Raw genomic sequence first — 26,031 nt, forward strand, 5'->3', positions numbered from 1 at the left:
CTCAAATCACCCGCGCTGCATTCAGAAGGTGCATTCACTTTCCGTCGGCGCTGAGTACGCTACCAAATTGCTCCCACGTGGTCCCATTCCAGCGCTGCAGCTGCAGCTGCGTATACGCCGTACTGTTTTCGGGGCCCGTGTTGATGATGACGCCTGGTATAACAGTGGGAAGCGACAGCCCGCGGATGCTGCGCGATTGCCTGACGATATTCTCCCGCGAGAGATCGTTGCCACATTGCTTGAGTACCTGCTCCAGGAGCTGTCCCTGCTGCGTCCCGAACAGATAATTGTTGTCTCCGATATCTGCGCCCGGCAGGTATTTGGTAAAGAACTCGCGGTACCATTTGATGCCGGGATCGTCGGCCCACTTCTTGTCATTCGGATCCTTCGTGATTGTCGCGGCGACTATGCCTACGGCCTTTTCCGGTCCTGCGGGGACGATGGTCGAGGACACCGAGCTCGAAACAAAGTTGATCAGGAACAGCGGCTTCCACGCTATCTCATCGGCCTTCTTGATGGCCTGCGCTGCGAATTTCGGCGTGCCGGCCACCAAAAACGCCGATGCGCCAGACGATTTCAGCGAAACGACGTGGGAATCAATGGTCGGCTCCGTCACTTCGTAGGACGACGCGACGACTTTCTTGTCGAAATCGTCCTTCAAATAGCCCTTGAATGCATTGACGAAGTCCTTACCCAGATCGTCGTTCTGGTAGAGGATGGCAATCTTCGCGTCCGGCCGGGTCTGGGTGATGTATTTCGCGTAGATTCGTCCCTCGGTGTCGTAGCTCGGCAATCCCGTCGTGGTCATGGGGAATTCAGCGAAGTTCGTGAATTTTGTGACTCCGCTCACGACAAACAGATGCGGGACTTTCTTCGCGTTGACGTACTTGATAGTAGCGCTGATGCCGGGCGTACCCAGCGGGCCGAACAGGAACGCCACCTCGTCACTTTCCACGAGTTTCCTGGTCTGCTCCACCGTCTTGGGGGGACTGTAGGCATCGTCGTAGGTGACGAGGTTTATCTTCCGCCCGTTGATGCCGCCACGCTCATTGATCGAATTGACGTAGGCGATCATGCCCTTTCCGGTATTGCTGAGCGGCGAAGCGGGGCCGCTGAAAGGGAACGTCGCTCCTATCTTTATCTCGGATTCGGTGACGCCCGGCGTCTGCGCATGCGCGCCGGCTATGGATGCCGCGAGCGCGGCTACAATCATGGCGTTTCTCAACATTGTCATCTCCCTTTGGCGACAAGTCCGTCGCTAACGTTCTTTCTTAAACCGGCATATTGCCGTGCAAATCACACCTGACGCCCGTCAGCCAGCGGCTGCCGCACGCGACGCCTTCGGGGCAGCCTGATCGTTCGCCATCTCCCGCAGCTTGTGTTTCAGTATCTTGCCGGTGGAGGCCGAGGGCAGAGCGTCAAGCACAATCAATTCGGTCGGACGCTTGTAGGACGTGAGCAATTGGGCCGTGTACGCCATGAGGTCTTCCGCGCTGATGCTCGCACCGGGGAGAAGCTGAACGAACGCGACGACCTCCTCGTTGCCCTCGACCTTTCGTCCGACGACGGCCGACTGAACGACCTGGTCGTGCGCGTTCAGGACCGCTTCCACCTCGGCGGGATAAACGTTGAAGCCGGAGCGGATGATAAGCTCCTTGGTGCGGCCGGCGATATAGAGATGCCCCTTGCCGTTCACCCGCGCGAGATCTCCCGTGTTGAACCATCCCTGCTCATCGATCGCCGCCGCCGTCAGGTCGGGCGCACGATAGTAGCCCAGCATGATGTTCGGACCTCGAACGTGTAATTCGCCCACCTCACCGGTCGCCACCTCTTTTCCTTGTCCGTCCACGATCCGGTGCTCGATGCCGGGAAGAAACGGGCCGACCGACTCGTCCGGAACAGGCTGTTCCGAACGGACCCCGGTGAGGCCTGGTGAGCATTCCGTTATGCCGTAATTGTTCAGCAGCGGGATTCCAAACTCGTCCTCGACCCGCTTCTTGAGATCGAGGTCGAGCGGAGCGCCAGCGACCGCCATGATCCGCATCCTGCCCCGTTCGAGCCGTTGGATGCCCTTGACCGCCTTGTGCTCAAGCAGCCGCTGATATGTGGCAGGCACGCCGAACAGGCTCGTAATCCCCTCCTCGGCGATGGCATGAGCCAGCGCAGCGGGATCAGCCTTGGCCACGACATGCAACGTGCCGCCGTGCATCAGCGTCGAAATCAGCAGGATCGAATACCCGACGATGTGCGACATCGGCAGCACGCCGTAAATGCGGTCGCCTGGACTGCTTCGGCGAAGGATTCCCGACGTCCTTGCGGTGAAGAGGAGGTTGCGGTGGCTCAGCATGACGCCCTTCGGCGCACCGGTCGTGCCCGAGGTGTATAAAAGGCCTGCGACCTGGCGGGCGCCATCCTTCTCGACGGGCTCCGCTTCGGCATCCGCATTGAGAGGACCGATGCCGATGCCGCCGAACGGCCCCACGGCGCCGATTTCCGCACCGATGCGGCTGGCATGGTCGGCCGCTTCCTTCGACAGCGCCGAGTTGAACAGCACGCGTCTGGCGCCACTGTGCGTTCCGATGAGATCGATTTCCCTGGGCGAAAGGCGAGGATTGACTGGAATGCCCCAGGCATCGAGCTTGCTTGCCGCGAAGAGCATCGCTCCCAGGGCCACGCTGTTCTCGCTGGCAACGATCAGGCGATCACCAGACCTGATGCCCAAACCGACGAGATCCTTTGCCGCTGCGTCGACTGCGTCCGAGAACTGCCGGTAGCTCCAGGCACGACCGCCTTCCATAAAGGCCGGATGATCCGGAATATCCCGCACGAACGGCGCGTAGACCTCGTGCACCCTGGACGGCAGGCCGTCCAGCAGTTCGGCTGCGGTGAGCTCGTCCACGCTCCTCATGCCATCCTCCCCTGTGCCTTGTTTTCGGCAGCGTTGCAGCCCCCTTCGACCGGGAGGTCCGCACGCTCATTGCTATCGGCAGATGGAGTAAACCGTTCTAAAATAGAACTGTCAAGGCGACTGTATGGCCGGTCGGGCCATATTCTATGGAGTCGCCAATAGATGCACAGAATTCCAATTTGGAATTGTCCACCTCCTCAGAATCGTTCGAAGGGATCAGCTAGGCGCGCCTACCATTTCTCGACCCACGGCCGCAGCACGACTTCAAAGGCCCAGGTCGAGCGATGTTGGCGGTGCAGTTGCAGATAGGTCTCGGCAATATGAGCGGGGTCGGCCATGTTGTCGTCGACAGTCGTTCCCGCCAGCCGGTGCGCCCGGGTGCCGTCCTCCTGAGTCCAGCCGATCGCGGCGTCGATCGGCACATTCGCCACGTGGATTCCACGCGGCATCAATTCTCTCGCCATGCTTTGCGCGAGTCCGGACTTGGCATGGCATGCCATTGCAAATGGCCCACCTGATGGAAAGCCCTTGAGCGCCGCGCTGGCGTTCGTGAAGATGATCGTTCCTCGCGCGCCGTTGGCATCAGGCTCGTTTCCGAGCATCAGCCGAGCGGCCTGTTGGCCCACCAGAAACGCAGAGAACGCGGCGTTGCGAAGCGTCTCGAACGTCATGACCGGGTCGGCCTCGACCACCGTCTTGCGGAAAATGCCGGAAACGCGACCGTCGATGTTGTGCACGACAAGCCTTGGCGTCCCGACCTCTTGAGCGACGTCTTTGAATAGCTGCGCCACGGCCGCCGGTTCGCTTGCATCGCAGGCGTACCGACGCACGCCGTGCATCTTTTCGAGTGTCTCAAGGACGGCTTTTTCCGGATTCCTGGCTGCGACGGCGACACGCATCCCGTTTTCCGCGAACAGCCTGGCGCAACTCGAGCTGATACCAGGGCCGCCGCCGACAATGAGTGCAACGTCAGGTGTGGAAGTGTGAGTGTCGCGGGGGGACTCAGTCATGTTGCTTCCTCCAATGTGTTTACCTTGTTGGTCACAAGTCAGGGCTTCACAACGCGAGCAGCGTCATTGCGGGACCTAGTGCGTCACGGCAATCACGACCTTGCCCTTTGCGCGCCCGGTCTCGACATAGGCGAGCGCGTCGCCGGTTTTTTCGAACGGGAAAACCTTGTCCACGACCGGACGGATCACCCCAGTTTCGATCAGGGACGTGATTTCGCTCAGTTGCTGTCCCTGCGCACGCATGAACAGGAATGAGAAGCGCACACCGAATTTTCTGGCCTTCTTCCGCACACTGCGGCTCAGCAAGCGCATCACCAGTTTCAGGAAGAGGTTCATGCCCTGCTCCCTGGCGAATTCCGGGTCAGGCGGCCCGGAGATCGAGATGAGCAAGCCGCCCGGCTTAAGCACGCGCAGAGATTTTTCAAGCGTCTTGGCGTCCTGGCTGTGCAGGACCAGATCGTAGCCCGACAAGACCTTCTCGAAATCCTGCGTCTTGTAGTCGATGACCAGGTCCGCGCCGAGACTTTTGACCAGCTCGACATTCTTCGCGCTCGTCGTCGTCGCCACGACCGCACCGAGATGCTTGGCGAGCTGGATCGCGAAAGTCCCCACGCCACCGGAGCCAGCCTGGATGAAGACCTTCTGGCCAGGCTTCAGCTTGCCCACCTCGACCAGCGCCTGCCAGGCGGTCAGTCCCACCAGCGGGATGGAGGCGGCCTCTTCCATGCTGATGTTCGCAGGCTTCGGCGCCACGTCGGCTTCGTTCATCGCAATGAATTCGGCGAATGTTCCGATCCGATGATCGCGCGGCCGTGCGTAGACCTCGTCGCCCGCCTTGAACCGTCTAACATTGCGGCCGACCCTGACAACTGTTCCGGCAACGTCATGACCCAGAATGAAAGGCGGACGATACGGCAGGATGAGCTTGAATTCCCCACCCCTGATCTTGGAGTCGAGAACGTTCACGGCTGTTGCGTGGATCCGAACCAGGACATCGTCGTCCCGCACCTCCGGCTCCGGCATGGTTGCCAGGCGAACAGCGCCTTTCTTCTCGTATTTGTCGACGACGAATGCCTTCATGATGTCATCTCCAATCTGGAATCTGGTTGCGGCGTCAGGCGTCGAGGAACGACAGCGCCTTCGGCACGAAATCGGCGTGGTACTGGAAAATCCCCCCATGCCCGGCATCTTCGTAGATGACCAGTTGTGCGCCCGGGATACGCTGTGCCATGTCGGTGCTGTTTGCGGTCGGCACCATGATGTCGTTATCGCCATTCGCGATCAGGACCGGGATGCGGAGGCTGCCGAGATCCTGAGGCGCCTGCTGGCCCCAACTTTTGATCGCCTTGAGCTGCCGCAAGAGGGCAACTGGTGTGGCTGCTTTGTCCCGATCTGCCTTGCGCTCCTTCAGCCTTGCGAGAAATTCGTTTGCGGCTCGGCGGCCATTGGCCGTGGAGGTGAAGAACAGGTAGAATTTGGGGTCCCGCAAAGTCAGCAAGCCCTTGATCATCAGCGGCCAGGACACCGGCCCAACCTTCTCGATACCTTCGCCGCCTGCCGGACCCGTGCCGGTCAGAATCAGCTTCCGCACCAGGCCAGGGGCTCTCAGCGCGACATCCTGGGCCACGAAACCCCCAAGGGAAAAGCCGAGCAGATCGATTTTTGCAAAGCCCAGCGCGGCGATCAGAGCGATCGTGTCTCGTGCCATTTCGCCAACCGTAACAGGCGCCTTCCCGCTTGAAGCACCGATACCGCGGTAGTCAATCGCGATCACGCGATGCCTGGTGGCGAGCCCATCGACGATTCGTGGATCGAAATTGTCGAGAACCGCGCCCCAATGGTTGAGAAGGATCAGCGGCACGCCGGTGCGCGGACCGATATCGCGATAGGCAAAGGTTATTCCTGCGGCACTGATCGAGAGATTCGGCGCATCGACATAGCGCACGACCGATCCCGAGTGGCTGACATAGTTTGACATCACTTGCTCCATCGTTCGGCTGGCACCGGAACCACCCGGAATCAGCGCAATTCCCTGTTCTGTCTTGCTCATTCCGGCCTTCTCAATTTGCTCTGGAACATCGACGAGCGATGTGTTACTATCAATTTAGTACGAAGTCACTACTAAAACGAGACCTACATGAAAAAACTTTCGACCCAGCCCTGTATGATCGCCCGGAGCCTGGCGATTGTCGGGGACGCGTGGAGCATGTTGATCATGCGCGACGCCCATGGGGGCCTGACCCGCTTCGATGACTTTCGTAAGAGTCTCGGTATCGCGCCAACGATGCTGACAGGGCGGCTTTCAGCCCTGGTCGAGGAAGGGCTGCTGGAGAAACGTCGTTATTCAGACCGTCCGCCACGGGACGAATATGTGCTGACGGAAGCCGGGCGCGACTTTTTGCCGGTGCTCTTCGCGATTGGCGCGTGGGGACGCAAGCATCGTAGTGGGGGCAAGATAATCCGGTTCTACGACGCCGAGGGCGGAACGGAGATCGATCCCCTTACCATCGACCGCGCCACCGGCGCTCCGATCGGAACACGTCCCATTCGTATCGCCGAACCTGAATAAGCTATTGTACATTCCTCTGGCGCGGTTGCGAGCGTAGCCCCCAACCGCACTTCAACGCAATGAACCCAGCGGGCTTCACCTGTAACTGGGAGAACGTTTCTCAATGAAAGCCCGGACGGCTTCGGTGTGCTGCGCAGTGCCCGCCGCCACGACCATCCTCTCGGCCTCCTGATCCATTGACGTCAGGAAGTCAGCCGACAGCGCAAGGGCGAGATTATCTTTCATGGAGGCATAGGCGCTCGCCGGACCATTCGCCAACGTCCTCGCCACTGCAAATGCTTCGTCCTGCAGCTCGGAATCGGACACCACGCGATTAACCAGCCCGAGCGCTTCGCAGCGGCGCGCATCGATACGTTCGGACAAGAACATCAGTTCGCGGGCACGCGCCGTCCCAGCCAGCCGGGTCAGCAGCCAAGAAATGCCGTAATCGCCGGTGAGCGCGATTTTGGCGTACCCGGTCGTCATGATGGCGGATTCGGCTGCAATACGAATGTCGCAAGCGAGTGCGATCGCAAGCCCGGCGCCAGCCGCCGGTCCCGGCAAAGCCGCAATGGTGGGCTTCCGCACCGAAACAAGTACGCCGGTCAGGGTTCGCTGACGTTCCCGCAACCGCGCAACCTTGTCGCTGACCGACATGGCCGGCACCGCAGAGTTGCCGCCCATTCCCTTGACGTCGCCGCCCGAACAGAACGCGGTGCCTGCCCCTGTTATGAGGAGGGCTCCGACCTCAGGATCATCTCCATTCTGTTTGATCATCCGGCGCAACGCCGGCGTAAGATGATCGGACAAGGAATTTCGGGCCTGGGGTCGGTTCAAGGTAATCACCGCGACGCGATCCCGGATCACGCACAGCAGTTCGTCCGTCCCCGTATCAACCGAGATGGATCCATCAGGCATGTTTCTGACCTTTCAAGTCGCGGAGATCTCTCCAAGTGACCCAGCGCGCCGTGTCCGTGCTCGAGCATCACCAATTTTCGTTGAATGGCCGCAGTTCCGTGAGAAACGACCAGGCCGAGCGGTCCTGACCGTAGAGATGCAATAATTCGTTAGCGATCGCCGCCGGCTTGATGAAGAATTCATCCGGTTTGTCGCTCATCCGCGCGCGCATCCGGGGGGTATCGATCACGGCGTCGATGAGAACGTAGGAGACGTGCACGCCGAGAGGTCCCACGTCACGTGCGATCGACTCGGCCAGAATACGCTGCGCCGCCTTTGTCGGTGCGAAGCCGGCGAAATTGGCTTTGCCTCGGATCGAAGAGGTGTTGCCGGTCACCAGGATTGCGCCCTTGCCGCGATCAATCATGTCAGGCACCACTTCGCGGGCCAGATACAACAAACCCATCACGTTGACCTCGAAGTTTCCCTTCAACAACTTCGGATCAATCTCGCGAAAATTCCCCCAGCCCCCGCCGACAGCGTTGTGGATGAGAACGTCAGCCGGGCCGAAACGCCGCTTTACGTCTGTGATCACAGTCCGCACCTGGCACTCGTCCGACACGTCGCAGGTCATCGCGTGCACGTCGGGAAGCTCTTGCGCAAGGCGATCGATGAGCTCCGCAGAGCGAGCAAGCGCGATGATACGGAAACCGCCAGCAGAGAAGCGCTTGACGATGGCAGCTCCCGTGCCCGGCCCCACCCCGGTCACGATCGCGATCGGTTTCTCAGTCATGTGATGTTCCCTTCCAGCTATTGTCCGGCCGCTCTCATGTGAATTCGCTCGGATTGCGACTGACAGGCGGCAGCTTCGTGCCCGGATACCAGGGCCAGACGAACCGCGACGTTCTTGTGGTAGGGCGTACCCGCAATGGGATCGCGGTTGCCGCTCTCGGTGAGCAGATTGATGCGCGGTCCGTTGATCAGGCGCTCTCCGTCCGATGTCGGGTATGCCTGACCGTAGCCGTGCGGCAGCGCCAATTGGCCGTTCCGCATGGCGTCGTCGACCTTGCAGCGGACGACGAGCCGCCCCGCCGCCGACTCCACCGCGATCCAGTCACCATCCTTCGCGCCCAACTCGCTCAGATCGCGCGAATTGATCAACAGGGCGCCGTCCGGGTCGTCGCGACGCCACGCGGGATCGCGAAAGATCTGGTTGGCATTGAACATGCGGCGGCCACCAGCCGCCAGCACGAACGGGAACTCCCTTGGCGCGCGAGCGGCTTGCGGATCGAGACGCGCCAGCCATTCCAGCATCTGCGGGACGATCAGGCGAACCTTGCGATCCGAATGGCCGATCAGTGACCAGACCTCGTCATACTCGTGCCGTGTAACCGCCGTGCCTTGCCGGGAGGCCACGATGGTGTCGAACAGGAGATCTCCGAGCTGATGGTCCGCCACCTGTTCGGATGCGCCGATCGCCCGCCGCACCGCTTGCGGCGATCGCTTTGCGCAAGCCTGCGCCGCGCTCCACATCGGCGCCGCTGCCGCGGTACCGTCCGGAAGCGTCTGCCCCAGCGTATGGTAGAGCACCAGGGCAGGCACTGCCGCAGGGTTCTCCGCGATGAAAGCACGAAAGGCCGCGGCGAATTCAGGTCGCGAGCGCCGTGCTATTTCGCGTAGCGGCGCGAGCACATTGTCACCCGGCAGAAGCCCCAGGGCGACGGCAAGCCGCGTGTAAATCTCGGGCTCCGGCAAGGTGCCGGCAAGTGGCGGCAGAACACCGGCGCGGACATGAAAATAGTTGGTCGGAAATTCGAAGTTGAACAGAGTAAATTCGGTCTTTTCGTATTGTGTGGAGGCCGGGAGAACGTAGTGCGCGAGCCGTGCGGTTTCGGTCATCGCAACGTCGACCACAACGCATAGCTCTAGCGATTGCAACGCGCGTTCCATCGCCACGGTATTTGCGGCGGTGTTGGCGGGATTGGAGCTGTCGATCCAGACGCAACGCAACCGCTCCGGATGATCCTTGAGTACCGCCTCGGGGAAAATGTTGGGCGGCAACAAGCCCCCAATGATCGCGTCGCCGGTCGGCGCGAATGTCTGGTTCGGAGAGTTTCCCCATAGCGGTTGAAGCCAGCTATGCAATTGGTTGGTACCTTCACGACCGAAATTGCCGGAAAGCATGATCAAGAGCTTTTCAAGATAGGAGTTGAGTGTCGAGTTGACGCCTTGCTGGATGCCGAGTTCAACCCGAACCACCATGGCCTTCGCGGCTGCGATCATCGCGGCGCAGCTCTCCAGCTCCGCGATCGAGATATCGGCGGCGGCCGCCCATTCCTCGACGGGGATGTTCAATAGCGCTTGCCTCACTTCCGCGAAGCCGATCGTGTGCGCCTCGATGAACGCATGGTCGATCCGGTCGGAACGGACGAGCGTGGCCAGCAGCGCGCCAAGCAGAAACGCATCGGCACCGGGGCGAACCGCAAGATGCAGATCCGCCATCTCTGCGGTTTCGGTTCGACGGGGGTCGATGACGATCAGCTTGCGTGCGGGATCCTTGCGGATCTGATTGAGATGGTCGCGCGCATTGGGGAAGCCGTGCGCGATCCAGGGATTTGCCCCGATGACGAGCAGGAGATCGCAATGATGGACGTCCTCTGACGTGTGGCAGGTTTGGCTGCCGAACATGTGGCCATTGACCCAGAAATCGCCGGTTTTTTCCTGCGAAAGCGCGTTGAAGACGCTGCGCGAGCCCAGCGCACGCAACAAGCCACTGGCGTAGGCACCGCCGGCGTGGTTGCCCTGCCCGCCGCCGCCATAAAGGGCAATACTCTTGCCGCCATACCTGTCGACGACGTCTCGAAGCCGCTCCGCGATTTCAGCGATCGCGACGTCCCACTCGATTTCATCAAAGCCGCCATCGGCGCGACGACGCAGCGGGGTCGTGAGCCGATCCCTGTGATGCGCATAGTAGGGAATGCGCGCTGCCTTGTTGCACAAATAGCCTTGCGACTTCGGGTTTGAACGGTCGCCTCGTACCTTCTCGAGACGCCCCTCATTCACCCAGACCTCGATGCCGCAGTTTACGTAACACAGGTTGCAGGCTGTCTTGAGCCACTTGCCGGCCGTCATGGGCACCTCCCAGATTATGGTTTGTCGCAGCTCATCGCCTTTGCTGTTCTGCGCTGTCGCTTGTGAACCGGGCCGCAGACAGACATCCGTCCGGCGTCGAGAATATCGTCGGAAAGCTTCCCGGCGCCGACAGCACGCGAGAGCATGATCGATCCAACCATGGTCGCAATGGCGCTCGTCGCGATTTGGCGTGCCTGTTGAGGACCCTCGGCAGGAAGCATTTCGACCAGGATCTCGATCATCTTCTCCAGCTTGGACGCAAGCGCCCGTTGCTCCCTCGGGCTCGATCGAGCGACATCAGCGGCCAGGGCTGGAAGCGCGCAGCCTTGTCTGGGATTGTCGCGGTGGCGGGAACTGAGATAATCGGCGATCAAAGTCTCGAAACGGTCCTCGTTCGCCTTCCGGTTCGCCAGCTTTTTCCACCGCTCGGCCGTTTGATCCATCGCAAACGCAATTGCCTCGCCAACAAGCGCGGCACGCGACTCGAAGTGATTATAGAATCCGCCATGCGTAAGACCGGCGAGTTTCATCAACTCGACGACACTAAGTCCCTCGGCACCGTTTTGACGCAAGCCGTAGGAGGCACTTTCAACGATCCGGCTGTGGGTCTGGCGCCTGTGGTCTCCTACGTAACGCATCTCCCCTCCGTGCAAGTTGTTCGGTGACCGGCTGCTCGACCGATCCCATCCACCAGCGCTTCTGGACCGCGCTTTTGGAGCGACGGCAATATTTCATTGCAATGTCGCCCATGTTATATGACTATCGTCATATAACGAAGTGATCAACAGGAGAATTCGCCATGGCCGCCGCTTCCGATCCCGTCGTCATCCTCTCCGCGGTCCGTACGCCGCTCGGCCGCTTCATGGGCGAGCTCTCGCCACTCAGTGCCCACAAGCTCGGTTCCCATGTGATCGGATCTGCTCTCGAACGAGCCAAACTGGCGCCCGAGCGGATCGACGAGGTTTTCATGGGCAACGTGTTGCCAGCCGGACAAGGCCAGGCGCCGGCACGCCAGGCCGCGCGCGGCGCCAAATTGCCGGATGCCACCGGCGCCACCACCATCAACAAGGTCTGCGGCTCCGGCATGAAGGCCACCATGCTGGCTCACGATATCATCAATGCGGGCTCCGCCGAGATCGTTCTGTCTGGCGGCATGGAGAGCATGAGCAATGCACCCTATTTGCTGGCCAAGGCACGCGGCGGCTATCGCGCTGGCCACGACCGCATCATCGACCACATGCTGATGGACGGGTTGGAAGACGCCTACGAGACCGGACGCTCGATGGGCGACTTTGGCGAGGCCACGGCGGAGGCCTATCAATTCACCCGCAAAGACCAGGACGACTATGCGATCGAGACCTTGAGCCGCGCCCGCAAGGCGGTTGAAGGCGGCGCGTTCAAGGCTGAGATTGCTCCAATCACGTTGACCGAGAAGGCCGGGCCCCGGATCATCTCGAACGACGAGCATCCGCTCAAAGTGGATCCCGCCAAAATCCCGGGGCTGAAAGCCGCATTCCGCGCCAACGGCACCATCACGCCCGCAGCCTCATCCGCCAATGCTGACGGCGCTGCGGCGCTCATCTTGGCGAAACGCTCGCTGGCCGATCGCGACGGCCTCCCGGTGCTCGCCGAGATCAAGGGCCATGCCACCCACAGCCAGGAACCACAATGGTTCACCACGGCCCCCATCCCGGCTATTCGCAAGCTGGTGGACAAGGTTGGCTGGAGCGTTGGCGACGTCGATCTGTTCGAGATTAATGAGGCATTTGCGGTCGTAGCGATGGCGGCGCAGAAGGATCTCGGTATCCCCAGGGAGAAGCTGAACGTCAACGGCGGCGCCTGCGCGCTCGGTCATCCCATCGGTGCCACCGGTGCGCGGCTGATCGTGACGATGCTTCACGCGCTCGAAACGCGGAACCTCAAGCGCGGCGTCGCGTCACTCTGCATCGGCGGCGGCGAAGCTACGGCCATAGCAGTCGAACGCATCGTCCGCTGATAACACGGCTGGGCGGACAAGAACGAAGTCGGCGAGCGGCGCGAACCGCCTCACTCGCCGTCTCAATCTACCTATCCCTATCACACGAAAGGTCCCATGGCTGACCTGATCAACACCGCGCCGCGGGACATTCCCACCTCCAGCGCCCTGCCCATCGCCGTCCTTTCTGTCCTGGCCGCGATGGGAACGCTCGCGACGAACATTCTGCTGCCGTCCTTGCCGCAGATCGCGATCTCATTGAATGTCACGAGTGCGGCGGTCACGTCCGCCATCACCGTCTTTCTTGCAGTGTTCGGCTTCGGTCAACTCGTGGTCGGACCGCTTTCGGATCGCTACGGAAGACGTTGGCCGGTCCTGATCGGATTTGCCGTGTTCTTCGCCGGCAGCGTTTGGTGCGGTCTGGCGACCGACCTGCCTAATCTCCTGGCCGGCCGCGTCGTGCAGGCAACAGGTGCCTGCGCGACATCAGTGCTGTCTCGCGCCATTGCCCGCGACATGTTCAGTGGCGCGGCACTGGCGCGCGCGATGGCGCTCATCATGATCGTGATGTCCGCAGCGCCCGGGTTCTCGCCGCTGCTTGGCGGCGCCCTCGACCACAGCCTGGGCTGGCGCGCCGAATTCGCGCTGGTCGCGATATTCGCCGCCGTCAGCGCCGTGGCCTACAGCATCGTCCTCGGCGAAACCCACCATTCGATCCGCACGCCGCTCAATCCAGCTGTCATCTGCAGGACCTATGCCAGCCTGATTGGCGACCGCCGCTTCGCTACCCCCGCGGCCGCCTCGAGCCTCACTATGGGCGGCTTGTTCTCGATGTTTTCCGCCGCACCGCGCCTGTTCATCGAGGCGCTGCACTTCACGCCGATCCAGCTAGGCCTCTTTTTCGCCGGGACCGTCTTCATCGTATTCGCCGCCGGTATGCTCGCAACGAGATTGGCACCGCGCTACGGGCTCGACGGCCCGATCCGGGCAGGTTTGTGCGCGACAACGGCCAGCAGCCTTGCGATCCTGCTCATCTCGATGATCAGCCCGACCTTCCTGCCGTTTCTGGCCGCGATGTGCGTTTTTCTTCTCGGCATGGGTGTTGTCAGTCCACTGGCCACTGCGCGGGCGCTCTCTCCATTCGGCGAGAAGGCCGGCGCCGCCTCGGCGCTGCTCGGTTTCTTGCAGATGATGATCGCCGCGATCGGCGTATGGCTTGCTGCCACAGTGTCACCGGAAGCAATGTTCGCGTTGGGCGTCGTGATGAGCTCGTTTTCGCTGCTGGCTCTTGGCCTGTACGCACGAGGCCCGGGATCTTGATGGGCATATGACCCCGCACAGGCTTCCCGTTTAGTCTCTCATCGGCGTTGTGAAGCCGGGCTCAGGCCTGTCGACCAAGTGCTTGGCCAGCCCGACAGTTGAGCCTGCTTCCAGCGCAATCAGGTGCCGTGGAATTCCGGTTTGCTGCTGCCGGGTGGGCGCTTCATCTCGAACATGTTCTCGGTCCTGACCTCGAGATAATCTCCACCCCGGCCGGCGCGCAGAATGGGACGCGCAAGTGCCGTGTTGTAGACGCCGTCCTCGATCAACGTTTTGTCGATGTAGACCGCGACGACCTCACCAAGCACGAACCATCCTTCCACCTTTTCTCCGCGTGCGTTGGCCAGCTGAGAGACCTCGACGACCTTGCATTCCATGGCGGCCCTGCTCTCGCCCACCCGCGGCACAGCAACGTGGCGGCCGGGTATCGGCGTCAAACCGGCTGCTTCGAACTCGCTCACGCCGTGATCGAGCGGCGTCGCTGTCACGTTCATGCGTTCGCCGAGATCCATGGTGACCAGATTCCAGACGAACTCGCGCGTCTCGCTGACGTTCTTGACCGTGTCTTTCCACGAAATCGAGGAAAACCCGATGATCGGAGGATCGTAGAGGAACGCATTGAAGAAACTGTACGGCGCCAAGTTCAATTGACCGGCTGCATTGCGCGACGAAATCCACCCAATCGGACGCGGCGCGATTATCGCATTGAAGGGATTATGCCGGAGTCCGTGGCCTTTCGAAGGCTCGTAGTAGTGGAAGTCGGCTTGGCTCATAAGTGCCTCCGAGGCTACCGAAGGCCGTCCATCAGCCCATCGGCCTCAACAACGATCGACGCACGCATGACCATGCGCTGCGCATAACCTCGTCAGAACGTCCGCAACGCCCTTCCGGAAGGGTTCAGGCGATTGCCCTAACCGCAGCCGGCCGTTGCCCGGCGCCGTCGAGAAAACCAGTCAGGCGCTCCCGGATGATGCGTTCGGCGTCGGCCATGATACGGTCGATCAGTTCCTTCACGGTCGGGATGTCGTGGATCAGGCCGACCACCATGCCGCAGCTCCAGGCGCCGGCATCCATCTCACCGTTGACCATCACGCGCGGGTATACGCCGGCGACTTGATCATGGATGTCCTCGATCTTCAGGCTTGCCCCCTTCTCGCGTTCGATCTCGAGCAGTTCGTTGACGCCCTTGTTCTTGAGCACGCGCTCGGTGTTGCGCAGCGCGCGCATGACGAGAACGGTGTCCAGCTCCGTGGCCTTGACCAGCGCCTGCTTGACGTTGTCATGGACCGGCGCCTCCTTGGTGGCGACGAAACGCGTCCCCATGTTCATGCCCGCCGCGCCCATCGACAGCACCGCGACGAGGCTGCGGCCATCTGCCATGCCGCCGGACGCGACAAAGGGGATGCTGAGCTCGTCTGCGGCGCGCGGCAGCAGGATCATGTTCGGAATGTCATCCTCGCCCGGATGACCGCCGCACTCGAAGCCGTCGACGCTGACCGCGTCGCAGCCGATCTTCTCGGCCTTCAGCGAATGACGGACCGAGGTGCATTTGTGGATCACCTTGATGCCGGCGGCCTTCAGTGCCGGCATGTACTGTTCCGGGCTGCGGCCGGCGGTCTCCACCGCTTTTACTCCGCCCTCCCTAATCGCGGCGATATATTCCGGATAAGGTGGGGCGCTGAAGGTCGGCAGGAAGGTGAGGTTCACGCCGAACGGCTTGTCGGTCATGTCGCGGCAGCGCGCGATTTCCTTTGCCAGCAGCTCGGGCGTCCTTTGGGTCAGCCCAGTGATGATGCCGAGCCCGCCGGCGTTCGACACCGCAGCTGCTCGGCGAAGCCGACATAGTGCATTCCGCCCTGGATGATCGGGTGCTCGATGCCGAACAGTTCGGTAATTGCTGTCTTCACGAATGATCTCCCGCGTTGCCGCTCAGTGGATGATTTCGAACAGACCGGCTGCGCCCATGCCGCCACCGATGCACATGGTCACCACGCCGTATTTCGCCTTGCGCCGACGCCCCTCGATCAGCAGGTGGCCGGTGAGCCGCGAACCAGTCATGCCGTAGGGATGGCCGATCGCGATCGAGCCGCCATTGACGTTGAGCTTGTCGGGGTCGATGCCGAGCTTGTCGCGGCAATAGATCACCTGCACCGCGTAAGCCTCATTCAGCTCCCAGAGGTCGATGTCGTCGATCTTCAGGTTATGGCGCTTGAGCAGGCGCGGGATCGCGGCGACCGGGCCGACGCCCATCTCGTCGGGCTCGACGCCGGCGGCAACGAAGCCGCGGAAGATGCCGAGTGGCTTCAGCCCCTTCCTGGCAGCAATCCTGTCGCTCATGATCACGCAGGCCGAGGCACCGTCCGAAAGCTGGCTGGCATTTCCTGCGCTGATGGTTTTGCCCTCGAACACCGGCTTGATCTTGGCCAGGCCCTCGGCGGTGGTTTCCGGCCGTGGCCCTTCGTCCTTGGCGAGCGTCACCTGCTGGTAGGTGACCTCCTTAGTGTCCTTGTTGACCAGCGCCATCCTGGTCGTGAACGGCACGATCTCGTCGTTGAAGCGGCCGGCCTGCAACGCAGCGCCGACGCGGCGTTGGCACTCGAGACTGTATTCGTCCTGCTTGTCGCGGCCGATCTTGTAGCGCTCGGCAACGACCTCGGCGGTATCGAGCATCGACATGTACATTTCAGGCTTCATCGCCATCAGCTCTTCGTCAACGGCGTGGAATTTGTTCATATGCTCGTTCTGCACGAGGCTAATCGACTCGATGCCTCCACCGATCGCGACCTCGACCCCGTCGAGCATGATCGAGCGCGCGGCAACCGCGATGGCCTGCAGGCCGGACGCGCATTGCCGGTCGATGGTGGTGCCCGCCACCGTGACGGGCAGGCCGGCGCGAATGGCGCCCTTGCGCGCCACGTTCATCACCATGGTGCCTTGCTGCATCGCGCAGCCCATGACCACGTCTTCTACTTCTCCGGGCGCGATGCCGGCGCGCTTCACCGCTTCGGCCATTACGTGCCCGGCCATGGTCGGGCCGTCCGTGTTGTTGAGCGCACCGCGATAGGCCTTCCCGACGGCCGTTCGGGCGGTGGAAACGATGACTGCTTCTGTCGTCATGCTGGCCTCTCTGCCTACGCGGCCGCGTCCAGCTGCGCGTAACGCAGCACGTGGAACGCAGGGTCGCCGAACTGAATGTTGATGGAGGAGATACGCTTGAAATAGTGCCCGACATTGAGCTCGTCGGTCATTCCCATGCCGCCATGAAGCTGCACCGCCTGGTCGGCAACGAACCTGCCGGCATAGCCGATCTTCGACTTGGCACCGGAGGCGAGCCGCGACAGGCCGGCATCGCCGCCGCCGAGGCTGAGGCTCAGATGCTGCATCAGAGAGAGCGCCTCCTGGTGGGCGATGAACATGTCGACCATCCGATGCTGCAGCACCTGGAACGAGCCGATGGTGGTGCCGAACTGCTTGCGCGTCTTCGAATAATCCAGCGTCGCCGAGTTCAACTCACCGATGGCGCCGACGGCTTCCGCGCAGAGCGCGCCGATGGCGCGGTCGCGGCAGGCTTCCAGCGCGGCAAGGCCCTCGCCTTCCTCTCCCAGCAATTGCCCGCGGACGCCGCGCAGGCTGACCTCCGCTGCCCGCCGACCGTCGATGGTTCTGAAACCCTGAAGATCGACGCCCGTCGCGCGGCGATCCACCACGAACAGGCTGACGCCGCCGCGGTCACGATCGTCGCCGGAGGTCCGCGCCGAGACGATCAGATGGTCGGCCCAGGGCGCGGCGATCACCATGGTCTTCGCGCCGGTCAGGACGTAGTCGCTCCCCCCGCGCCGCGCTCTGGTCGTGACATTGGCCAGATCGAAGCGCGATCCCTTCTCCGTCCAGGCCAAGGTCCAGATCTTCGAGCCGTCGATGATTTCAGGGATGAAGCTTTGCTGCTGCTCCGGCGTGCCCACATGCTCGATCAATCCGCCGGCCAGCACCACCGTCTCGACGAAAGGCTCGACCACGAGGTGACGGCCGAACTCATGCATGACGATCATGGTCGACAGCGGACCCCCGCCGAGACCGCCCGCGCCTTCCGAGAGCGGTGCGGCGAGCAGGCCGAGCTCGGCGAAACCCTCCCACTGCTTCCGGCTGAAGCCTTCCTCGCTCGCCACGATCTTGCGCCGCGCCTCGAAATCATACTGGTCTCGCAGCAAGCGTTGGACGCTGGATCGCAGCAATTCCTGCTCTTCCGTGAACTGAATATCCATCCGATCCTCTCGATCCGTCGTGGCTAGAGCCCAAGCACGGCCTTGGCGATGATGTTTCGCTGGATCTCGTTGGATCCGCCGTAGATGCTGAGCTTGCGCGCGTTCAGATATTTTTCCGACGCGGTGTGACCGTAGTCGGGGCCGGGCATGAAGCGGTTGGCGCTGACCGGATGCTCGCGGATGGCCAGGCCGTAATTGCCGATCGCGCGATGGGTGAGCTCGGTGATATTCTGAAATATCTCGGTGCCGCGGATCTTGAACAGCGAGGCCGCAGGTCCTGGATCTATGCCGCGCGCCATCTGGGCGACAACGCGCAACTCCGTCGCTTCCAGCGCCAGCACGTCGAGCTCGATGCGGGCAATGTCGCGCAGGAATTCGAGATGCGCGGGATCGTCGACCGGTATCTCGGCCCTCACGATCTGTTTCAGTTTGTTGATGTAGCGGGTGGACCGGCCGATGCCGGCCATGCTGGTGCGCTCATTGCCGAGCAGGAACTTGGCGTAGGTCCAACCCTTGTTCTCCTCGCCAACCAGGTTCTCGACGGGCACGCGGACATTTTCGAGGAAGACGTCGTTAACCTCGTGGCTGCCATCGATCGTGATGATCGGCCGCACGGTGACGCCGGGCGACTTCATGTCGATCAGCAGGAAGGAGATGCCGGATTGCGGCTTGGCGCTCGGATCGGTCCGCACCAGGCAGAAGATCCAGTCGGCATGCTGCGCCAGCGTCGTCCAGGTCTTGTGACCGTTGACGATGTAGTGGTCGCCGTCACGCACGGCCTTGGTCCTGACGGTCGCGAGGTCCGAGCCCGAACCCGGCTCCGAATAGCCCTGGCACCACCAATCCTCGCCGGACAGGATCCGCGGCAGAAACTTCTTCTTCTGCGCCTCGTTGCCGAAGGTGTAGATCACCGGCCCGACCATGGTCACGCTGAAGGCGAGCGGCGGCAGCGTGCCTGCGCGAGACGTCTCCTGCTCGAACAGGAAGCGCTGCGTGACCGACCAGCCTGGGCCGCCATACTCCTTGGGCCAGAGCGGCGCGATCCAGCCCTTCTTGTGCAGGATCCGGTGCCAGAGCAGCGACTGCTCCTTGGTCAGGTCGGTCTCCGGATTGGGAACGCGCATTTCCGGCGGATAGTTCTGCGCAATGAAACTGCGCACCTCGTCACGAAACGCGGCATCCTCGCGGGAAAGCTTGAGCTCCATCGCAGCAGGCTCCGCTACCACTTCTCGCCGAAGGGACGGATCTCCAGCTCGAACGTCCATGCGCTTCTCGGTTGCTGGTAGAGCTGCCAATAGGATGTCGCGACGGAGGCCGGAGGCATCAAGGCGTCCGGATCATCCAGCGCGGTGGGCCCGAGAGCCTCCAGCCGGCGTTGCCGAACCCACTCGGTGTCCACGCCGGAATCGATGATGAGATGCGCGACGTGAATATTTTTCGGGCCAAGCTCGCGGGCCATGGCCTGCGCGACCGCGCGAAGGCCAAACTTGGCGCTTGCGAAAGCGGCGTACCCGCTGCCGCCGCGGAGCGAGGCGGTCGCCCCCGTAAAGAAGATGTTGCCGCCCCCGCGCGGCAGCATGAGGCGGGCGGCCTCGCGACCGGCCAAGAAACCGGAATAGCATGCCATTTCCCAGACCTTGCGGAAGACGCGTTCTGTGGTGTCCAGAATCGGGAAGTTCACGTTCGCCCCGATGTTGAAGATGCAGACTTCCAGCGGCGCATGCTTGTCTGCATCGTTGAGAAAGGAGATGATCTCGTCTTCCTTGCGAGCATCGAGCGAACGGGCCTGGATCTCTCCGCCGGCAGCCTCGATATCCCTGACGAGCGGAGCCAGCTTGTCGCCGTTACGACGACCGGCGAAGACCGTAAAGCCTTCTGCTGCGAATTTCTTGGCGATCTCGCCGCCGATGAAGTCACCCGCGCCTATCACGGCCGCCGTTGCGTTTCTCTTTTGCAAGATGTCCTCCCGGTAAAGTTAGATATGTTGCCTGCGGAATTCGGGCGCCTGCATCGCAGGGGTTGCGCCTTCGCGCAAGGACTCCGCGAGCCTGTGTTTGAGTATCTTGCCAGTCGATGTCGCCGGCAAGGCCTCGAGGATGACGATTTCGGACGGCCGCTTGTAAGACGTAAGCTGAGATCTGACGAAATGCATCAGCGTCTCTGGTGTCGTGCGGGATCCCGGCAGCAATTGCACAAAGGCCACGATCTCCTCATTGCCGTCCGCGGCACGACCAACCACAGCGGATTGCACGACGTCTTTATGTGAGTTGAGGACTGCTTCGACCTCGGCGGGATAGACGTTGAAACCGGAACGAATGATCATTTCCTTGGTGCGGCCGACGATGTACAGACAGTCGCCGTCGAAACGCGCGAGATCGCCGGTATTGAACCAGCCCTCGCTATCAACCACCTTCGCGGTAAGCTCGGGGGCACGATAGTAGCCCAGCATCACGTTGCGCCCGCGAACATGCAGCTCGCCGACTTCGCCTACTGCCGTCGGAAATCCTTCGATGGTTCGCACCCGCGCCTCCACGCCTGGCAGCAGCGTGCCAACCGCCTGATCGGAACGTGGCCTATCGAAACGTACCCCTGATATTCCCGGCGAACATTCAGTGATCCCGTAGCCGTTGAGCAAGGGAAGCCCGAACTCCTTTTCCACGCGCACCTTCAGGTTCAAATCCAGCGGCGCGCCGGCGACGGCGATCAAGCGCAACGAGCCTCGGGGGAGTTGTTCCACGCCTGATACGCTCTTGTACTCCAGCAGGCGCTGATAGGTGGCAGGCACGCCATTGAGAATGGTGACGCCCTCCTCCGCGATGGCCTTTGCAGTCGCGGCCGGATCGTATTTGCTGACCATCCGCACCGTGCCGCCAACCATCAGCGTCATGATCAGGAGCGAGATGCCGACGATATGCGAGATCGGCAACACAAGATAGATCTTGTCGTTCTCGTTCATCCTGCGGAAGTACGCGGTGGTCTTTGCGCTGATCAGCAGGTTGTCATGCGAGAGCATCACGCCCTTGGGAGTTCCGGTCGTCCCTGACGTGTAGATCAAAACCGCGACTTGCCTTGCTGGATCGGTCTCCACGGGCTGGACTGACGCGCTTTCGTTGAGCGGGCCAACACCAATATCCGGCAGCGGGCCAATTCGCCGGCTCTCGGCGCCATAGCGAGAGGCGTGAGCAGCGGCCTCCTTCGAAATACCCGACGTAAACAACATCCGTCGGGCGCCGCTGTGATCGCGGATCTGGTCCAGTTCGCGCGCCGCCAAGCGCGGGTTGGCGACGATCGCCCAGGCGTCGAGCCGGCTCGCCCCCAGCAGCAAAGCAGCAAGCGCAATACAGTTCTCGCTGACGATGATCATCCGATCGCCGGCCCTGATCCCCAGCGAGGAGAGAACGGTGGCGATCTCGCCAACGCGCTGCTCCAGATCTCGATAGCTCCAGGAGGCCCCGTCTTCGACGAGCGCAATCCGGTCGGGCGCTCTGGCAACCGGTCCTGCCGTGACTTTATCGATTCGGCTCGGCAAGCCGGCAGCGATCTCGTCGACACTAATCGTCTCTGAAAGCTCCGCCACGACTGACCTCCCGACCGACCATGCCGACGTTGCAATGCGGCACACTTGTCTTCGACTTATAGTTCTTTTTTAGAACTCGTCAATCGATAAATCGTCGTCGGTCTTTCCCGGAGTCGAACGGAAGATCCATCCGCGAGTAGCTTTTTTCTGCGCGGCTCCTAAGAACCTCCGTTTACAACGCATCATCCGGCAGCTAGTCTATAGTATCAAATAAGAACTTAAAGGGAGGATCGAGGATGGCAGCGAGCCGCGGTGTAGCGATACTTGTTGGCGCAGGCGATGCCATTGGCGCGGCGGTCGCCCGGCGTTTTGCCCAAGGCGGCTATACGGTTTGCATCTGCAGGCGCGATGCGTCCAAATCACAGGGACTCGTGGCCGAGCTGAGGGATGCGGGGCATGATGTTCACGCATTCAGCGTGGATGCGCGTCAGGAAGCAGACGTCCAAGGCATTTTCGCGCGAGTCGAGAAAGAGCACGGGCCTGTCGAGGTTTGTCTCTACAATGCCGGCTCGAACGTCAACAAGCCCCTGCTCGAGACCACGGAGAAGCTGTTCTTCAAGGCCTGGGAACTCGCCTGCTATGGTGGTTTCCTGGTTGGACGTGAGGCGGCCCGCGTGATGCTGTCGCGCGGACGCGGCACCATCTTCTTTACGGGTGCGACGGCAAGCGTGCGTGGCGGCCCGGGATTTGCAGCATTTTCATCAGCGAAGTTCGGCCTTCGTGCAGTGGCCCAGGCGATGGCGCGCGAGCTTGGACCGAAGAACATCCACGTCGTGCATCTCCTGATCGACGCCGGCGTGGATAGCGAGGCGATTCACCAACGCATGAAGGCGGCGAAGGGCATCGAAGCAAGCGACATTCCGCCCGATAGCCTGACCAAGACGTCTTCCATAGCCGAAGCCTATTGGTTCACCCACCAGCAGAGCAAAGATGGCTGGACCCACGAACTCGATCTCCGTCCGTCCGTGGAGAAATGGTAATATGAATGCGACACCAGACCTGACCCTGTGGGGCGTTGGAACGAGTCGCACCATTCGTCCGCACTGGGCCATGCACGAACTGGGCTTGGCCTACAACACAAGGCCCATTGGCCCACGAACCGGCGAAACCAAGACCGCAGAATACTCGAAGCTCAATCCGCGCGAGAAGATCCCGCTGCTTCAAGATGGCGATTTCTGCATCGGCGAGAGCGCAGCGATCGTTGCCTACCTGTCGCGCATGTATTCCACGCCGGATCGATCGCTGATTCCGGACGCCCCGCGCGAGTATGCCGCGTGGCTGGAATGGTGCTTCTTCATCGTCGCGGAGCTGGATTCCACGAGCCTTTACGTGATGCGCCGCCATCGGGCTGACGCGCTCGGACCGATCTACGGCATCGCACCCGAGGTCGTTGCCCAGGCCGGCGAGTATTTCCGCCAGCAGTTGCGCCATGTTGAAGTCGCGCTCGGAGACGGCCGGAAATTCCTGATGGGTGACCGTTTTACGAGCGCAGACATCCTGCTCACGACGTGCCTCGAGTGGGCTATCGCCTATGGCGTCGGCATTTGCGACAACGCTCAGCCTTATCTCGAGAGCATCCGGAAACGCGAAGCGTTCCAGCGAGCCGTTGCAGCGAATGTTCCCATGGCGCCGATCACGCCGGCGCCGACGAAGGCCTAGAAGACATCGCCAACGGGTTTCGCGGTTAGACCGCGACGCGCACGCTGCGCTCGGCGATCATCTTGTCGATGGCGCCATCGTCGTACCCAAGTTCGTGCAACACGTCGCGGGAGTGCTCGCCGACCCTGGGAGCAGGCCCGCCGATCGTGGCCTCGTTGACCGAAAAACGCGCCGCTGGCTTCGGCTGCCGCACCCGCCCCACCTTCGGCTGGTCGAACTCGGCAATGATATCGCGGGCGACCACCTGTTCATTGTGAATGATCTCGCCCCGTCGCAGGATCGGCGAACAGGGGACGTCGGCGGCGTCCAGACGCTCCAGCCATTCGGCGGTGGTGTGCTGGCTGATATACTCCGCCATCTTGTTGATACGTGCCGTGGCGTTGACGGAGCGCGCCGCCGGCGTCGAGAAACGGGGATCCCTGGCAAGCTCCGGATCGCCGGACGCCTGGCAAAAACCCTGCCATTCGGAATCGGAAATGGTACCGGCGGTGATGTAGCCGTCGCTGGTCTTGAACACGAGATCCGGCCGATCGTTGGGATCTGCAGCAGTGGCCTCGGCCCCCACCACCGTGTATTGCATCATGCCTTCCGGCCACAAATAGGAGATCATCGCGTCCAGCATGGCGACCTGGATGTGATCACCCTGCCCTGTCTTCTCGCGCGCGTAGAGGGCTGCCGCCACCGCCTGGGCGGTGAACACGGCGGTTGTCTTGTCGCAGACGATAGTCCGGATCATCTGCGGACGGTTCGTAACCGGCTGCGACTGGATATCGGCAAAGCCCGACAGGCCCTGAATGATCGGGTCGTAAACACGCTTCTTCACATAAGGTCCGGAGTCGCCAACACCGCTGATCGAGACATAGATCAGGCGCGGATGGCGCTGGCGCAACTCTTCGACGCCGAGACCGAGGCGCTCCATGGTGCCGGGCCGGAAATTCTGCACCAGCACATCCGCCTTCGCGACCAATTTGGCCAGAACCTCACGGCCGGCCTCGCTCTTGACGTCGATGGCGAGCGAGCGCTTGCCGCGATTTGACGAAATGAACAGTGCCGAGAACTCGCCTTCCTTGTCGATGGTGGCGCGGCTGCGCCGCGTAATGTCACCGCCGATCGGCTCGATCTTCAGGACGTCCGCGCCCTGATCCGCCAGGAACATGGTCGCGAACGGGCCCGACACGACGCCTGTCAAATCGAGGACGCGAACGCCGTTGAGGGGACCGGGCATGACATTCTCCCTGAATTGGTTTCGTTATAAGGCCGACTGAGCTTTCGTCATGCAGGCGCGCGGACGTCTGCCCGGCTCTGCAAAAGCTCCAGCTTCTGGCCTCAGGCCGTCTTCGAAACGGGCTGGCCGATCTGCTCGACGATCGACTCCTCCACATCGCGAAGCTGGTCCTTGCCGAAAAACATCTCCTTTCCAACGAAGAAGGTCGGCGAGCCGAATGCGCCGCGGTTGACGGCGTCGGTGGTTCGATCAATCAGCCCCTTCTTGACGTCGTCCTGCTGCGCACGCGCAAGCAACCGATCGATATCGAGGCCTGAGGAGATGAATGCCGCTCGGAAGGTTTCGAGGTCATCCATCTTCTTTGGCTCCTCCCACATGTGGTGGTAGGCCGCGCGGAAATAGGGTTCGAACACGCCTTCGAATTGCGCCGCGACGGCACCGCGCATCAACATCAGCGTATTGACCGGAAAAAAAGGATTGGACCTGAACTTCGTTGCATCGTAGCGGCGAATGAAGCGCTGGGTCTCTAGAGCCTGGTATTCCGGCTTGTTCTTGATGCCACGAAGGGAATCGAACGGGGACATGTTGCCGGTCGCCTTGAAGATGCCGCCGAGCAGGATCGGGACATATTCGAATTTCACGCCGGTGCGCCGTTCGATTCCCGGAAGCGCCAGTTCCGCGAGGTAAGCATTCGGACTGCCGAAATCGAACAGGAATTCAACTTTGAGGGACATGTCAGCTCCTCCCGCAGGGCGCGATGTTGGTCAGATTTGAGTGATCTTCTAGGCCGAACGCAGGCTGTCACTCATTTCTATAGTTCTAAAATTGAACTGTCAAATCTGCTATGAAATCACGAGGTTTCGGACGACCGGCGGGGGATTGTATCCCCTTTAGTACCTATCTAGAATGGTGTAAGCGTGCTGCCGCTTCCCCCTGATTCGAGCGGAACAGGCGCCGGTCGACCGGAGAGCAGAATGAAATGGGATGAACTTGAGGAAGAGCCGTGTTCGATGGCTCGCACCATCGGTGTGATTGGCGACCGCTGGACTCTTCTGATTCTCCGCGAATGCTTCCTGCGCACGCGCCGCTTCGAGGGTTTTCAGTCAGCGCTTGGAATCACACGGCATTTGCTCGCCGAGCGGTTGAAGAAGCTGGTGCGGCAGGGCGTCCTGCGCCGCATTCCCTATCAGGAGTCGCCTAAACGCCACGAGTATATCCTGACGCAAAAGGGCCTCGACCTCTATCCGATCATGATGGCGCTCGTACATTGGGGCGACACGCACATGGTCGACGAACGCGGACGTCCCCTGCTGCATGAGCACCGCAACTGCGGAAAGATGTTCGACCCCGTGATGGTGTGCTCGGAATGCGGCGAGCCGCTTTCAGCCAAGGAAGTTCATGTCCACCCTGGTCCAGGCGCGCGCCCGGCTCCAGAGAGGGTCTTGCTTGACAAAAAAGCAAAGCCGAAGCCCCGCAGGAAAGCGGCGTAACGGCGACTAGCCGCGTTTCCCCCACAAC

Annotated in this window: 23 protein-coding genes and 1 pseudogene; 6 read left to right on the forward strand and 18 right to left on the reverse strand. The window is 61.5% G+C overall.

Annotated features, from left to right (window positions below; all coding sequences use genetic code 11):
- Positions 1-34: 34 nt before the first annotated feature.
- The 5 genes from ACM43_RS20555 to ACM43_RS20575 all read right to left on the reverse strand — a co-directional run bounded on the left by ACM43_RS20555 (position 35) and on the right by ACM43_RS20575 (position 5,896).
- A complete protein-coding gene (locus ACM43_RS20555; RefSeq protein WP_271542419.1) occupies positions 35-1,234 on the reverse strand; it encodes an ABC transporter substrate-binding protein in 1,200 nt (399 codons plus the stop codon).
- 78 nt (positions 1,235-1,312) lie between these two features.
- A complete protein-coding gene (locus tag ACM43_RS20560; RefSeq protein WP_271542421.1) occupies positions 1,313-2,908 on the reverse strand; it encodes a class I adenylate-forming enzyme family protein in 1,596 nt (531 codons plus the stop codon).
- Positions 2,909-3,138: 230 nt separating this feature from the next.
- Entirely contained in the window at positions 3,139-3,918 is a 780-nt protein-coding gene (locus ACM43_RS20565; protein WP_271542423.1) for an SDR family oxidoreductase, read from the reverse strand.
- A 75-nt stretch (positions 3,919-3,993) separates the two neighbouring features.
- The gene (locus ACM43_RS20570) at positions 3,994-4,998 is read right to left on the reverse strand and encodes an NADP-dependent oxidoreductase (RefSeq protein WP_271542425.1); all 1,005 of its coding nucleotides are present in this window, start codon (positions 4,996-4,998) and stop codon (positions 3,994-3,996) included.
- A 34-nt stretch (positions 4,999-5,032) separates the two neighbouring features.
- Complete coding sequence (locus ACM43_RS20575; RefSeq protein WP_271542785.1) at positions 5,033-5,896, reverse strand: alpha/beta fold hydrolase; 864 nt, start codon at positions 5,894-5,896, stop codon at positions 5,033-5,035.
- A 159-nt stretch (positions 5,897-6,055) separates the two neighbouring features.
- On the opposite strand from ACM43_RS20575, the gene ACM43_RS20580 reads away from it, so the two are divergent.
- The gene (locus ACM43_RS20580) at positions 6,056-6,487 is read left to right on the forward strand and encodes a winged helix-turn-helix transcriptional regulator (protein WP_271542427.1); all 432 of its coding nucleotides are present in this window, start codon (positions 6,056-6,058) and stop codon (positions 6,485-6,487) included.
- A gap of 75 nt (positions 6,488-6,562) precedes the next feature.
- On the opposite strand, the gene ACM43_RS20585 is transcribed toward ACM43_RS20580, so the two are convergent.
- From ACM43_RS20585 to ACM43_RS20600, 4 genes are all read right to left on the reverse strand, one after another.
- A complete protein-coding gene (locus tag ACM43_RS20585) occupies positions 6,563-7,384 on the reverse strand; it encodes an enoyl-CoA hydratase-related protein (RefSeq protein WP_271542429.1) in 822 nt (273 codons plus the stop codon).
- Between the two features lie 67 nt (positions 7,385-7,451).
- Entirely contained in the window at positions 7,452-8,156 is a 705-nt protein-coding gene (locus ACM43_RS20590) for an SDR family NAD(P)-dependent oxidoreductase (protein WP_271542431.1), read from the reverse strand.
- Between the two features lie 17 nt (positions 8,157-8,173).
- Positions 8,174-10,495: a molybdopterin-dependent oxidoreductase gene (locus ACM43_RS20595; RefSeq protein ID WP_271542432.1), complete on the reverse strand. Its 2,322-nt coding sequence runs from the start codon at positions 10,493-10,495 to the stop codon at positions 8,174-8,176.
- Positions 10,496-10,509: 14 nt separating this feature from the next.
- The gene (locus ACM43_RS20600) at positions 10,510-11,133 is read right to left on the reverse strand and encodes a TetR/AcrR family transcriptional regulator (protein ID WP_271542434.1); all 624 of its coding nucleotides are present in this window, start codon (positions 11,131-11,133) and stop codon (positions 10,510-10,512) included.
- Between the two features lie 161 nt (positions 11,134-11,294).
- On the opposite strand from ACM43_RS20600, the gene ACM43_RS20605 reads away from it, so the two are divergent.
- The gene (locus ACM43_RS20605) at positions 11,295-12,491 is read left to right on the forward strand and encodes an acetyl-CoA C-acyltransferase (protein ID WP_271542436.1); all 1,197 of its coding nucleotides are present in this window, start codon (positions 11,295-11,297) and stop codon (positions 12,489-12,491) included.
- 96 nt (positions 12,492-12,587) lie between these two features.
- The gene (locus ACM43_RS20610) at positions 12,588-13,790 is read left to right on the forward strand and encodes a multidrug effflux MFS transporter (protein WP_271542438.1); all 1,203 of its coding nucleotides are present in this window, start codon (positions 12,588-12,590) and stop codon (positions 13,788-13,790) included.
- 119 nt (positions 13,791-13,909) lie between these two features.
- Here the strand turns inward: ACM43_RS20610 and ACM43_RS20615 are convergent, their stop codons facing one another.
- The 7 genes and pseudogenes from ACM43_RS20615 to ACM43_RS20645 all read right to left on the reverse strand — a co-directional run bounded on the left by ACM43_RS20615 (position 13,910) and on the right by ACM43_RS20645 (position 21,629).
- Positions 13,910-14,563, reverse strand: coding sequence for a flavin reductase family protein (locus ACM43_RS20615; RefSeq protein ID WP_271542440.1), 654 nt, complete (start codon positions 14,561-14,563; stop codon positions 13,910-13,912).
- Between the two features lie 124 nt (positions 14,564-14,687).
- Positions 14,688-15,697, reverse strand: a pseudogene (locus tag ACM43_RS20620) (NAD(P)H-dependent flavin oxidoreductase).
- A 22-nt stretch (positions 15,698-15,719) separates the two neighbouring features.
- Positions 15,720-16,907, reverse strand: a complete 1,188-nt coding sequence (locus ACM43_RS20625; RefSeq protein WP_271542442.1) for an acetyl-CoA C-acyltransferase — start codon at positions 16,905-16,907, stop codon at positions 15,720-15,722.
- Positions 16,908-16,921: 14 nt separating this feature from the next.
- The gene (locus ACM43_RS20630; RefSeq protein ID WP_271542444.1) at positions 16,922-18,052 is read right to left on the reverse strand and encodes an acyl-CoA dehydrogenase family protein; all 1,131 of its coding nucleotides are present in this window, start codon (positions 18,050-18,052) and stop codon (positions 16,922-16,924) included.
- Positions 18,053-18,075: 23 nt separating this feature from the next.
- Positions 18,076-19,257, reverse strand: a complete 1,182-nt coding sequence (locus tag ACM43_RS20635; RefSeq protein WP_271542446.1) for an acyl-CoA dehydrogenase family protein — start codon at positions 19,255-19,257, stop codon at positions 18,076-18,078.
- 14 nt (positions 19,258-19,271) lie between these two features.
- Entirely contained in the window at positions 19,272-20,009 is a 738-nt protein-coding gene (locus tag ACM43_RS20640; RefSeq protein WP_271542448.1) for an SDR family oxidoreductase, read from the reverse strand.
- 18 nt (positions 20,010-20,027) lie between these two features.
- Positions 20,028-21,629 carry a class I adenylate-forming enzyme family protein gene (locus ACM43_RS20645; RefSeq protein WP_271542450.1) on the reverse strand — a complete coding sequence of 534 codons (1,602 nt, stop codon included), beginning with the start codon at positions 21,627-21,629 and terminating at the stop codon, positions 20,028-20,030.
- Positions 21,630-21,865: 236 nt separating this feature from the next.
- On the opposite strand from ACM43_RS20645, the gene ACM43_RS20650 reads away from it, so the two are divergent.
- Positions 21,866-22,609, forward strand: coding sequence for an SDR family NAD(P)-dependent oxidoreductase (locus ACM43_RS20650; RefSeq protein WP_271542452.1), 744 nt, complete (start codon positions 21,866-21,868; stop codon positions 22,607-22,609).
- A 1-nt stretch (position 22,610) separates the two neighbouring features.
- Positions 22,611-23,288: a glutathione S-transferase family protein gene (locus ACM43_RS20655; protein ID WP_271542454.1), complete on the forward strand. Its 678-nt coding sequence runs from the start codon at positions 22,611-22,613 to the stop codon at positions 23,286-23,288.
- A gap of 25 nt (positions 23,289-23,313) precedes the next feature.
- On the opposite strand, the gene ACM43_RS20660 is transcribed toward ACM43_RS20655, so the two are convergent.
- Together ACM43_RS20660 and ACM43_RS20665 are read right to left on the reverse strand one after the other, a co-directional pair.
- On the reverse strand, positions 23,314-24,513 hold the full coding sequence (locus ACM43_RS20660) for a CaiB/BaiF CoA transferase family protein (RefSeq protein WP_271542456.1): 1,200 nt from the start codon (positions 24,511-24,513) through the stop codon (positions 23,314-23,316).
- Positions 24,514-24,614: 101 nt separating this feature from the next.
- Entirely contained in the window at positions 24,615-25,247 is a 633-nt protein-coding gene (locus ACM43_RS20665; RefSeq protein WP_271542458.1) for a 2-hydroxychromene-2-carboxylate isomerase, read from the reverse strand.
- A 240-nt stretch (positions 25,248-25,487) separates the two neighbouring features.
- On the opposite strand from ACM43_RS20665, the gene ACM43_RS20670 reads away from it, so the two are divergent.
- Positions 25,488-26,003: a winged helix-turn-helix transcriptional regulator gene (locus tag ACM43_RS20670; RefSeq protein ID WP_271542460.1), complete on the forward strand. Its 516-nt coding sequence runs from the start codon at positions 25,488-25,490 to the stop codon at positions 26,001-26,003.
- Positions 26,004-26,031 lie beyond the last annotated feature (28 nt).

Origin of the sequence: Bradyrhizobium sp. CCBAU 45321 (assembly GCF_028128975.1) — a bacterium.
In the GTDB taxonomy this organism is placed as follows: Bacteria; Pseudomonadota; Alphaproteobacteria; order Rhizobiales; family Xanthobacteraceae; genus Bradyrhizobium; species Bradyrhizobium yuanmingense.